Below are 10,825 nucleotides of genomic sequence, written 5' to 3'. Positions count from 1 at the left end.
GTCGTCGGCTACGCCATGGCCGACCACCACCGCGCCGAACTCGTCGTCGACGCTCTTGACATGGCCCACGGCCGGGGCGGCCTGGAGCCCGGCTGCGTGATCCACAGCGATCGCCGCAGTGAATACACGTCAGCCCAGTTCCGGGACCGAAGAGGGAAGTTGGGACTGCGGCAGAGCTGCGGGCGCACCGGATCATGCTTCGACAACGCTGCCGCGGAGAGCTTCTGGGCCCTGCTCAAGGAAGAGATCGGCACCCGCATCTGGCCCGACCGGGCCACCGCCCGAGCCGAGGTCTTCACCTTCATCGAGACCTTCTACAACCGCCGCCGCCTGCGAAAGCACCGGACTTTCGGCTACCTCACCCCGACCGAGACCAGACAGCGGCACCAGCACGCCCTCGCGGCATAACGATCACGTGTCCGAAATCACGGGGAAACTTCACTCCGTGTCCTGGAGGCAGTCTGCGAAGCTCGGCTGCTGAGCGTTCTGCGGCATCGCACGCCTTTCTGATCTGCCCCACCATCCGGGCCGGGATACGGATCACGGCCTCCGTGTCCGGGACCGGGCCGAAGGCAAGGCACTTCTCCTCGGTTGCCTGGTCCGGCTTCCACCCTTGGAGAACGAGATCGGCGGTCTCCTCGTCCACCCACACCGTGGGGCAGTGGTCCTCGTCGGTGTCCGGGTCCTTGCCGAAGAACAGTAGAGACATAGCCGCCTCCCCCGCATCGCGCCTGCTACGACTTGTGACATGGCCCTCGCGGCCCGTCGGCGTGCCCGTCAAGAGGACCTGCAACTGCAAGGGGCAGCAGCCGAGGGCGTCGGCTCTCAGCCGTCTTCCCCGAGCGCGGCGCGTACCAGGGCGCGGCCTCTGGCGGCCGTGCGGGCGTGGATGGTGGTGTCGTCGTCGGGTCGGGGGTGGCCGGGTCCGTCGGCCGGGGCCGCGCAGTCGCGGCAGAGACCGCTCTCCGGAACCGGGCGGCGGCACTCGTCGCACTCGGCCCAGCGGGGCAGGCCCGATCCGGGCGGCGGCTCGGGCATCGCGTACCCGGGGAACGAGGGCTCGGGCGGCGGGGGCAGCTTCCGGGTCAGGCGGTCGCGCAGGATGGCCGAGGCGGAGTGGATACGGGCGGGCAGCCCGCTCAACAGGGCCCCGGCCAGGTCTCGCTGGTCGTAGCCGCGTTCCAGCCAGGCGGAGACCAACGGCGCGAGCGCGAGCGCTTCGACCGCGCCGAGCCGCAGGCGCTTTTCCGGGCCGATCACCTGGTACAGCGTGGCCACAGCCGCCCCGTGCGCCTCGGTGACAAACGGATCAACGCTCCCCCGAGCTTCCCCGGCCCTGACCCCGACCCCGACCCCGGCTCCGGCTCCGGCTCCGGTCCCGAAGACCTCCCCCGCCGTGAGTACGTCCTTGCCTGCGGATGCCTCCGGCACCGTGGGAGGCATCGACGCTGCGGGCGCCTCCGACGGCTCGCCCGTACCCTGCCGCCGACGCCTGCTCCGACGCCGGCCGGGGAGGGAGGGTTCTTTCCTTCGGTTCTTTACGGGGTTGGCGCCCGCGCCACCGGCGGTCGGCCCACCGGAACCCGGACGGTTGACACCCGGTACGACCTGGCAGGCAAGGCCCGAACCGGAACCCGCGACGGACTGCTGCGGGGTGTCGTAGACATGGGCCTCGCTGACGAAAGTCCCGTCCTCACGACGGACCTTGTGGACCCGGTAGTACCCGAAGGCCGTCAGCTCCCGCAGCGCCTTCGCCACCGCCAACCGACCCTGCGGACTCGCATCGGCCATCCGACGACCGTCCTCGGACCAACCGTCCGGACGGGAAAGAAGATCGGCAAGAAGGCCACGAGCGGTGTACGACAACCGCCGATCCTGCAACAACGCATTGGGCAGGACAGTGAAACCGCACGTATGGCGGCTACGATGAATCTGCATGAGGAGGTCTTGCTCCTTGTGCCGGACCCCGGAGCGTTGGCGCGCGGCCGGGGTCACCTTATTGAGTTTCTGGGTCACCGAACGTACCACGCCCGACACACTCGGTCGCGCGATCGGTTCAACGCGGCAGCCCGCACGGCGAGTTGAGAAACGGGCAGCGAGCCATCCACCTTTCGTTGCGTATGGTGACGAATGCCTCACAGACAGCCGCTGCACCCCCTACCGTGAGGGTCCTTCCCGATCCACACGGCACAGCGCGAAAGGTGGTCAACCGTGGCTACGCGCAAGGACATCGACGGCTCCGAAGGCGTCCCGCAGTTCTACGGCAGCGAACTCCGCTTCAAGCGGGAACAGGCCGGCCTCACCCTCGAAAAGCTGCTCGACGGCAGCTACTACGGCATCACGTACCTCAGCGAGATCGAACGCGGATACCGCCGCATGCCCACCGACCTCGCCCAGCACGTGGACCGCGTACTGGCGACGGACGGCTTCTTCGAGCGGCGTTGCGAAGACGTACGTAAGGCCCGGCGCAAGGGCCACGCGGAGTACTTCGAACGCGTACTGGACGCGGAGAAGCGGGCCGAGGTCATCGAGCAGTGGTCGCCGACCGTGTTCCCCGGTCTGCTCCAGACAGGGCCGTACGCGCGGGCCATCGTCTGTGCCGAACGGCTGCCGGAGCTTCCGGAGGAGACCGAGGCCAAGGTCGACGCGCGACTGGAGCGGGCGCAACTCTTCGAAGCGAACCGCCGGACCCCGCAGTACTGGACCATCCTGAACGAATCCCTGCTGCGCCAGCCGATCCTGTCTCCTGAGCTGATGGCCGAGCAACTCGACCACATCGCCACCCTCATCAAGCGCGGCCGGATCCTTGCGCAGGTCCTTCCGTGGAACGCGGGCGCGCACGCCCTCATGCTGGGCAACGCCATGATTCTGGACTTCGCGGACGCGCCGCCGCTGTTCTACACGGAGAGTCAGCACCACGGTCACACCATCGACGATCCGGGCCTCGTGAAGCAGTATCGGAGGTCGTACGATCTGCTGAGGGCCGCCGCCTTGCCGCCGGAGGCGACCCTCACCGTGATCGAGGAAGCGGCAGAGGACTACCGAAATGGTGTGCAGCCGGTTCGACCTGAGCGCCGCGACCTGGCGTAAGAGCAGCTACAGCAATTCTTCCGGCGGCGACTGCCTCGAAGTCGCGGAGGAGTTCGCTCACTGGCGCAAGAGCACTCACAGCAACACCTCAGGAGGCGACTGCCTGGAGGTCGCGGACGGGTTCGCCGCCTGGCGTAAGAGCAGTCACAGCAACTCCTCCGGCGGGAACTGCCTCGAAGTCGCGGACGGCCGCCCCGGCATCGTCCCCGTCCGCGACTCCAAGCGCCCCGAAGGCCCGGTCCTCACGCTCTCCGCCTCCGCCTGGATCCCCTTCATCGAATCCGTCAAGGCGGCCTGAGCCGTCGTCCGTACCAAGGCACGCACCCCGGGGCCGTCGAAATCGCTTCGACGAACCCGGGGCGCGGGTTCCGGGTGATCAGCCGGTCACTTCGACCCACAAGTTGAGGGCTCCGCCGCCCATACCTCAGTTGAGAATGGGCGTCTGCTCCTTGCCGGAGTTGCGATAGCCCGCGCTGCCGCCGTAGGGGCCATTGACGCCGACGGCGTTGGCGCGGTAACCGCGGACTACCCAGGTGCCGTTGCCGAAGTCGCACCAGCCGACACCGACGCCGTCCTCACGGGTGTGCGCGTGGCAGCTTGGACGCTGCTCTGGCTCCGTGGCACAAGCTGCGGGCCTGCCCTCGCCACCCGCTTTGCCCTGGCCCGACTTCCCAACGAACACCTGCGTGGACGGCAGAAGCTCATCCGGGCGGACTTCGCAGGCGGCGACCACGAGTTCGTCTCCTGGCTCGCCCAGCCGGCCCGCCAGCGGTCCTACTCGGCCAGCTTGACCACCGCCGACGCGATCGACCAGCACGTGTCGAAGATCCCGGCATCGGCCTGGACCCCGGCCGGCGGAACGGACACAGAGGTCCCGTGACGGCACCTGGGTCACCGAACTGACCAGTGACGTCCTGGACAGCCGACCCGAGGCCACGCGGCTGATCCTCCGCAAAGAACGACCACACCCCGGTGCCCGGTCGAGAATCACGGACGCGGACGGCATGCGGACCACGCGCTTCGCCACGACCGCGCCAACCGTCCTGTCGTCGAGCCGGCGCTTCGCCACCGCCTGCGGGCCCGAGCGGAAGAACCGGAGCCGGGCCGATCGGACCACCGGCCCACGCAACCTGCCCCTTCACGACCCCGCCCAGAACAAAGTACGACTCAAGAACGCGCAGATCGCACTCGACCTGCTGGCCTCAATGCCCCCTGCTCGCCCCGACCGGCAAAGCCCGACTCCGGGAACCCCGCCGCCTGCGGTTCCGCGTGTCCACCACGGCTGCCCAGCTCATCACCACCGACCCCGTCGGCAGACCGTCATGCAAGATCGAGACCATAACACCGTGATCGCATTTTTCACACCAGGCAGCCCCTTCACGATCCGTCGCGATCGGATTTCCTCGCAAAGTTGATCCCGGTGTCACACGGACTGTCGGGATCGATGGTGATACAGAGCCTGAGGCCTGCTTCCTTGCTCCGGGACTCCAGGTAGAAATAGCAAGAACCCGACTCCGAAAGTCTCCCAAAAACAACTGACAGACTATCTCCGTGAGTGGCCGACTTCGATGCTTCATAATCCCCGCCAGATGGACCGACGGGCTCATAGAACGCCCATTCACCGCCGCCGACTACCGCAGGGCAACCCTTCGCCGGTGAGCCTTCGAAATCAAATCCGGACGCCTTCACACGGTGATCGCCCAGGAATTCGATATTCGAACCGTGCGGACCCGCCCAGACCCCCACAAGATCCGACTGACGGATACCCTTCGGACGCCCCTCCAAGCTGCACCCCGCAGTCCAGGCGAGCAGCGCCAAGAAGGGAAGCATCGTCACAAATTTTCGGGACATTTCGATGATTTCCTATCAATTTCCCGGCGACTTCGCTATCCGAACCCCGCCGCAAGGGGGTGCACCTCAACCTAGCAGTTCACCCTGCCGTGATCGAGAGTGCACCCCCGTCCGATATTTTTTCCGCAGCTCACCCGGCTCAGCTATGCGACATCCGAATTAGGGCAGGTATCGACCCTGCGGAACATTCATGTAGATCGGCCATTTTCCGTCCCACGCAAGGCTCTCGTGGATGGACTGGCCGATCCCGAGTGGCGTGTCCGAATATTTCTCACGAGAAAGGACGTGTGTGGCCGAATACCAGTCGGTGATGTTCTCGAGCTCGAAGCGGATGGTCACCGTGCTCTTCTTCTTGTCGACATTGGAAACCTGCGCGGACCCGCGGTACGAGCCGATGACAGCATGGCGTAGTTCTTTTCCCCATAATTCCCGTTGCTGGGGGGTAGTGCCGTCGCGTGGGAGGACGCACGGCGGTCGCTCGCGGAGGCGTCTTGGTCGCCGAACTCCTAGATCCCGACGAGGCGCAGTGGCTCCAAACACAGGCCCGCCATGTCCGCCAAGCCTTCATGGATCTTAAGGCGGCGTTCAAGGACTTCCTCGCCCGGCAACAACCCTTCGACGAGCAGTGAAGGCGCCGACTCAGGTGATCCGCCGGCACGGGCCTCCTCGTGCGCGCGGACCTTGTCGAGCCGGCCGCCGTCGGAGGAGGAGTTCCGACCGACGTCGGCATGAGCGCGCGTTCCCGTGACTCCGAGCAGGACTCGTGACTACGGACAGGACTCGTGGCTACGGGCAGGACTCTTCGAACTTGACCGCGGCGAACTCGACCGGCTGACCCTTGAGCGCGGCTCCGGGCTTCGGGTCCTGAGTGCAGATCTTCCAGTTGCTCTCCATCAGGACCATCCGGTCTCCACCGGCGTCCCTGACGGTGATCGATGTGCTTGAGTCCAGCGCTCCTCGCGCCGATTTGACGGACGTGCCGACGAAATCGGGCATGGTGTTCCCGGCCGGAGCAGGATCCTTCTTCTCCTTGGACGGGCAGGACTCGTCAAGCTTCACCGTCCCGAAGTCGAGCTCAGCATCGACCGGCGTGATCTTTCCCGGAGCGTGGTTCTGGGAACAGACCTTCCAGTTGCGGTCGAAGGCCTGCATTCGGCCGCGACCGGCGCTGTCGTGGGACTTCAGTACGTAGAACCCGGCGGCCTGCGCCTTGTCCTGCGCCGACTGCAAACCCATCCCGACGAAGTTCGGCACCTCCTTCCGTTCGACGGGCTTGTCGTCCTTTTCCGGCAGCGCCGCGCTTGAGGCGGCGGCCGTGACCGTGGCGGATGGCGACGGTGCGGCGGACTCCCGAGGAGCAGGGGTGGCCGGGTCACACCCCACCAGGGTCACGGCGGCCAGACAGGCGAGCGCGGCAGTGGCTGTGCGGGTTTTCACGTTGTCCCCCAAGGGTGGTGAGTAAAGAAATGGCCGCTTCCGGTGACACATCTTGGTGAGACATGCATTCCGGAAGTGACGGAGTTGTGATGGAACAATGAGGAAGTGGAAATCAGGCGGGGCGTTCATGTCAAGTTCGACCAGGTCGCCGAGGCCATGGACCGCTTGCAGCGAAGCAGCGGGACAGCGGGGGCCGTCCCAACGGCGGAGGTCCGGGTCGACGGACGTCAGCCAAACGTGAGCGGAACGTCAGCGGTGAGCCGGAGAGTGGAGGGGCGCCGACGAGCCGGGCCCGGTGATTGACCACACCGGGCCCGGCTCATACCTATGGCATTCGAGCGAACAGGGATTCGGGATGAAGAGGTTCAAGGCTGCTCTCCTCGCAGCCGCCGTCGTCGCGGGTGTGGCCGTCTCGGCCACCCCCGCGCAGGCGCTCAGCCACTGCAACGTGGGCGGCGGTGGGGTCGTCATCTGTGAGTACGGCGTGAGCGTCTACACGTTCTCCAACGGTACGAAGCAGGAATTCGCGATCGGCACCGACCTCGCCGTGTGGACGCGCTGGACGAACACCTCCGGCAACTGGACCTCGTGGACGTCCATGGGCGGGGAGTGGCGCAGCGGTGTCGGCATCCGCACGCAGCAAGTGAGCCCCTATCTCTTCGCCATCGTCCTCAAGGGAACCGACGGCTGGCTGTGGGCCAACTGGCGTGATCACAACGGCAACTGGACGGGCTGGGGCCACCTTCCCGACCCGACGTGAGCCGCTGTGAGCCGACCCGACAGTGACCGACTCGGTGTAACCGCCCCGGTGCGAGCCGGCTCGGCCTGAGCCGACCCGAACCGACTCGACTCCGCACCGAGGTCCAGGTCGTGCGGTGGCCCCGCGAATGAACGGATTCCCAGAGGTCTCGCGGACGCGCCACTACCGTTGCGGCATGAACAGCAACGGATTCTGGACCTCCCCGCCGGACCGGACGGTCCGTGGCTCCATGGGGCACTGCAACCTCACCGTCCTCCGGCCCCCGTTCGACGCGGACCTCCGGGACCACTCCCACGCCCTTCCTCCCAACGACCCTGCGCGAGCAGCGGAGTTCGCCGCATCCTTCGGGACGGTCGAGGCGATCCTCGAAGACCTCGGGCCCCGGTCCGCCCTCGACGTGCCCTACCCCGACCGGCGCGCCGATCTGGACGTCGTACAGGCCGGCGCGTGGGGTCACGTCCTGGGGATCTGCGATCCGGCGCTCGCCGACAACGGCAATGACACCCCGTTGCTGTACGAGGCCCAGGCCCTGCGGGAGCGGTTCCCCGACGCCCGTGTCGTCGGCCGCGTCCACTTCCACGCGGGCGCCGATCACACCGAGGACATCGTGTGGCTGCCGGACGGCGCCATGTTCCACGCCTCCGGGTGGCCCGGTGACGAGCCGTTCGTCATCGGAGGCGATCCCGACGCCGTGATCGCCTCCCTGGGTCTGACCACCGAGGTGTTGGAGAACGCCGGCCTCTACCTGGACGAGGACGAACCCGACGAGACCGAGTGGTCCGCCCTCGCCACCCTCGCCCTGGGACAGGCCGATCCCTGGAACCGTCCCGACGTACAGACCCAGGCGTTCCGCGTCGGTCACACCGAGTCCGCGGTCCGCGCGATGGAGTACCTGTACTTCATCTGACCGCCACAACCCACCGCAAAGCTCCGTCCTTTTACGGCAGTTGACACGTCGTGGCCGACGTCGTGAATGCGTTTGCCGTGACGGCGGATGCCCCTACTGTGGGAGGACGGCGCGTACACGTCACGGGGGCCTCTCGCGCCGCCGTACATCCCCCGGCCCCCAACCGAGGGGAAGACAAAGCACCTTGAACCGGAAGTTACGCATTCCCGCACGGTGGCGGCTGACCGTGCGATGGGCCGCGGCCGGCACACTGGCCGCCGCCGTCGCCCTGACCGGACTGCCCGCCGTCGAGACCGCCTACGCGGCGGGCCCGCCCGTCCTGGCGAAACCCAAGCCGGGCACCGGCAAGCGCTGCGACACCCGCAACGGCCTCCCGGCCGCCAAGACCACTCCACGGGACTCCGGGTTCCCCGACGACCCGTCCGGGCTGCTCCACAAGTCCGATGACCTGCCCAAGAACTTCGAATTCGACCTCCCCGGCAAGGCTTTCGACGGACTGCGGACGCCCACGGCGGCCCAGACGAAGCAGGCCCTGTCCAAGGTCCCCGGCGACCCGAAGAAGAACGTCGACGCCTGGACCAAGCAGGCCGACTCCTCCGGCAAGCCCGCCGACCGGGCCATGGAGATCTACGCCCGTTTCCTCGCCAACACCGAGGGCCTGACGTTCGACCACTGGTTCAAGCACCGCTACATACGCAACCAGACGAACAACCACAAGGGTTCCGGCTTCGAGCGCCAGCTCGTCAGGGACTACAAGCTCATCGGCCCCGACTGGCTGTGCGAGTACTACGTCGAACTCTTCGACAAGGACGGCAACAAGGTCGGCGAACGCCGGTACGACGCCTACAACAAGCGCACCAAGGAGTTCAACGAGTTCAAGTCCAACTCGCGGCTCGACCCCAAGCAGCTCGCCAAGGACCGCGTCGTCGCCAAGTCGATGCCGGACCACACCTTCCGCTTCACCGGCGCGAAGAGGTTCACCCGCGGTCAGCAGCAGCACATCACCGACCTCAACCGTGACATCGTCAAGGACCGGCCCGGCACGTCCAATCAGGTCCGGGGCAACCAGCGCTTCTACAACCCCGTCGGCAAGACCACTCCGATCCCCGGGTACAGCAGGAACGACGGTTCGTTCGCCCCCGGCTGCCAGACCGGCGGCAGTGCGCGCATCCGAATCGCCGCCGCCTCGTCGTGCGGTACGCGCGGCCCGCTGAACGACCGGATCAACGGCTCCGGCCGCACGCTGGACGAGGCCCGGCGCATCCAGGCCGACGCCCGCCGCCTCGACACCCGGGGCACCCTTCCCCGAGGGGGACCCGGCGGCGTCGACTTCACCACCCTGGAGCTGCGCTACGTCGGCGGTCTCGGCAAGGGCAAGGGCATCCAGTACTCCATGAAGGCCGACATGATGCCGGACCCGGACGAGAACCCGGGCTTCGGCGGCGAGGCCAAGATGCAGCTCGCCTCCGACGCCCTGTTCACGTGGCTGGCGCTCACGCCGGAGAAGTTCTGGGTCAACCTCAACCCGGACCAGCCCGACAAGATCATGGACTCGAAGTTCGCGTCCACCGACGCCGGGCGGATCCTTCTCGACGCCGACCTGGACATGAAGTTCGACTTCGCCGAGGCCATCAACCCGGAGAAGTACGAGGGTGCGCGCCGCTTCTGGGACACCCAGCCCCGCGAGGACGGCATCCCGTGCTTCCCCGAGGTCCGGCTGTGGATCGAGCCGGAGGTGGCCCAGGTCCGTGAGCAGGACGGCGGCATCTACATCCTGGACGCGCCGCTGAAGGTGTCCACCGAGTGGATGGACATGGACTGGTCCGCCCCCGGTGCCCACAACTGCACCTTCACCGAGGCCGAGAAGCGCTTCAGCGAGGCCAACCTGCGCACCAACGTGATGCCCGAGGTGTCCAAGCGGGTCAACACCGGCGCGAAGTACGCCGACCTGCGCCGCGTCTACACCTCGCGCGTCGCGGCCGAGTACATCCGCCGGCAGGACGCCAAGTCGCCGACCGACTTCCGCCCGTTCATCGATTCCAACGACGTCTCCGCCTGGCCGCTGCGTGCCCCGAACGAGAAGTGGACCAAGCAAGGCACCTACGACCGGTACATGAAGTCCCTCCGCGAGGGCGTCGAGTGGTTCGAGCTGAAGTACGACGGCAAGACCTTCACCCAGGGCGTCGGCGGTGTCGACTTCTCCAAGTCTCCGAAGCGGAACATCACCAAGGTCCGCTTCCAGACGGAGAACCGTGACCTGGACAACACCACCCACAACTCCCTGAAGTCCGACGACACGTCCTACCGGGACACCGACACCCTCTACCTGGGCGGAGGAACCCGTATCGGGGACGACGACAACCCGCCCCCGACGCCCACCCCGACCCCGACCCCCACTCCGACCCCGACCCCCACTCCGACGGACAAGCCCACCGACAAGCCGACCACCCCGGCGCCGACGCCGACGACCCCGCCCACCGGCGGTGGCGGCGACGGCCAGAATCCGCCGAAGGACCCGGACGGCAACCTCGCCCACACCGGCTCCGACACCCCCGTCGGCCTGATCGCCGCGATCGCCGCGGCCCTCGCCGCACTCGGCGGCGGCCTGGTGTGGTGGAAGCGGCGCCGGACGACCACCCGGCAGTAGCCGGACACGATTCGGCCCGATGAACGGTCACGGCCCGCGCCCTGTTCTCCGTACTTCCGTACGGGGCGCGGGCCGTACCCGTTCCCAGCCGGGGTCCGCCCCGAGATCACTATGGGGCCGGGGGCTTCGAAGA

Annotated in this window: 10 protein-coding genes and 3 pseudogenes; 8 read left to right on the top strand and 5 right to left on the bottom strand. The window is 67.2% G+C overall.

Annotated elements, in window-relative coordinates:
- On the top strand, nucleotides 1–408 hold a 408-nt coding region (locus AB0E67_RS17260; protein ID WP_362027055.1), incomplete at its 5' end, for a DDE-type integrase/transposase/recombinase.
- A gap of 55 nt (nucleotides 409–463) precedes the next feature.
- Here the strand turns inward: AB0E67_RS17260 and AB0E67_RS17255 are convergent.
- Together AB0E67_RS17255 and AB0E67_RS17250 are read right to left on the bottom strand one after the other, a co-directional pair.
- A pseudogene (locus AB0E67_RS17255) lies at nucleotides 464–709 on the bottom strand (hypothetical protein); the annotation flags it as partial.
- A 116-nt stretch (nucleotides 710–825) separates the two neighbouring features.
- Nucleotides 826–1,791, bottom strand: coding sequence for a hypothetical protein (locus AB0E67_RS17250; protein ID WP_362027052.1), 966 nt, complete (start codon nucleotides 1,789–1,791; stop codon nucleotides 826–828).
- Between the two features lie 420 nt (nucleotides 1,792–2,211).
- Here AB0E67_RS17250 and AB0E67_RS17245 point away from each other — a divergent pair, with 420 nt between their 5' ends.
- Nucleotides 2,212–3,090 carry a helix-turn-helix transcriptional regulator gene (locus tag AB0E67_RS17245; protein WP_362027049.1) on the top strand — a complete coding sequence of 293 codons (879 nt, stop codon included), beginning with the start codon at nucleotides 2,212–2,214 and terminating at the stop codon, nucleotides 3,088–3,090.
- Entirely contained in the window at nucleotides 3,047–3,388 is a 342-nt protein-coding gene (locus tag AB0E67_RS17240) for a DUF397 domain-containing protein (RefSeq protein ID WP_362027046.1), read from the top strand. Before AB0E67_RS17245 ends, AB0E67_RS17240 begins: the two co-directional genes overlap by 44 nt.
- Before the next feature lie 126 nt (nucleotides 3,389–3,514).
- Here AB0E67_RS17240 and AB0E67_RS17235 read toward each other — a convergent pair whose 3' ends face one another.
- Nucleotides 3,515–3,907: a hypothetical protein gene (locus tag AB0E67_RS17235; protein WP_362027101.1), complete on the bottom strand. Its 393-nt coding sequence runs from the start codon at nucleotides 3,905–3,907 to the stop codon at nucleotides 3,515–3,517.
- A 42-nt stretch (nucleotides 3,908–3,949) separates the two neighbouring features.
- Between AB0E67_RS17235 and AB0E67_RS17230 the strand changes: the two are divergent.
- A pseudogene (locus tag AB0E67_RS17230) lies at nucleotides 3,950–4,130 on the top strand (IS1380 family transposase); the annotation flags it as partial.
- 970 nt (nucleotides 4,131–5,100) lie between these two features.
- Here the strand turns inward: AB0E67_RS17230 and AB0E67_RS17225 are convergent.
- Nucleotides 5,101–5,280, bottom strand: a complete 180-nt coding sequence (locus AB0E67_RS17225; RefSeq protein ID WP_362027043.1) for a hypothetical protein — start codon at nucleotides 5,278–5,280, stop codon at nucleotides 5,101–5,103.
- Nucleotides 5,281–5,390: 110 nt separating this feature from the next.
- Between AB0E67_RS17225 and AB0E67_RS17220 the strand changes: the two are divergent.
- Nucleotides 5,391–5,570, top strand: a pseudogene (locus AB0E67_RS17220) (hypothetical protein); the annotation flags it as partial.
- Nucleotides 5,571–5,727: 157 nt separating this feature from the next.
- Here AB0E67_RS17220 and AB0E67_RS17215 read toward each other — a convergent pair.
- Nucleotides 5,728–6,390, bottom strand: coding sequence for a hypothetical protein (locus AB0E67_RS17215; RefSeq protein WP_362027040.1), 663 nt, complete (start codon nucleotides 6,388–6,390; stop codon nucleotides 5,728–5,730).
- Between the two features lie 343 nt (nucleotides 6,391–6,733).
- On the opposite strand from AB0E67_RS17215, the gene AB0E67_RS17210 reads away from it, so the two are divergent.
- The 3 genes from AB0E67_RS17210 (at nucleotide 6,734) to AB0E67_RS17200 (ending at nucleotide 10,692) form a co-directional block, all read left to right on the top strand.
- Nucleotides 6,734–7,138, top strand: coding sequence for a hypothetical protein (locus tag AB0E67_RS17210; protein WP_362027038.1), 405 nt, complete (start codon nucleotides 6,734–6,736; stop codon nucleotides 7,136–7,138).
- A 175-nt stretch (nucleotides 7,139–7,313) separates the two neighbouring features.
- Nucleotides 7,314–8,045 (top strand): DUF6333 family protein, encoded by a 732-nt coding sequence (locus tag AB0E67_RS17205; RefSeq protein ID WP_362027035.1) that lies wholly within the window; start codon nucleotides 7,314–7,316, stop codon nucleotides 8,043–8,045.
- A 184-nt stretch (nucleotides 8,046–8,229) separates the two neighbouring features.
- Nucleotides 8,230–10,692 carry an LPXTG cell wall anchor domain-containing protein gene (locus AB0E67_RS17200; protein WP_362027033.1) on the top strand — a complete coding sequence of 821 codons (2,463 nt, stop codon included), beginning with the start codon at nucleotides 8,230–8,232 and terminating at the stop codon, nucleotides 10,690–10,692.
- Nucleotides 10,693–10,825: the final 133 nt, after the last annotated feature.

Origin of the sequence: Streptomyces sp. NPDC032161 (assembly GCF_040636995.1) — a bacterium.
Lineage (GTDB): Bacteria > Actinomycetota > Actinomycetes > Streptomycetales > Streptomycetaceae > Streptomyces.
Note: the sequence above shows the minus strand (reverse complement) of the source record. Positions and strands in the feature narration are given on the sequence as shown.

Coding starts and splice junctions, on each gene's coding strand:
- AB0E67_RS17250 (WP_362027052.1), bottom strand. CDS start 1,791: ATGGCCGATGCGAGTCCGCAGGGTCGGTTGGCGGTGGCGAAGGCGCTG.
- AB0E67_RS17240 (WP_362027046.1), top strand. CDS start 3,047: ATGGTGTGCAGCCGGTTCGACCTGAGCGCCGCGACCTGGCGTAAGAGC.
- AB0E67_RS17210 (WP_362027038.1), top strand. CDS start 6,734: ATGAAGAGGTTCAAGGCTGCTCTCCTCGCAGCCGCCGTCGTCGCGGGT.
- AB0E67_RS17205 (WP_362027035.1), top strand. CDS start 7,314: ATGAACAGCAACGGATTCTGGACCTCCCCGCCGGACCGGACGGTCCGT.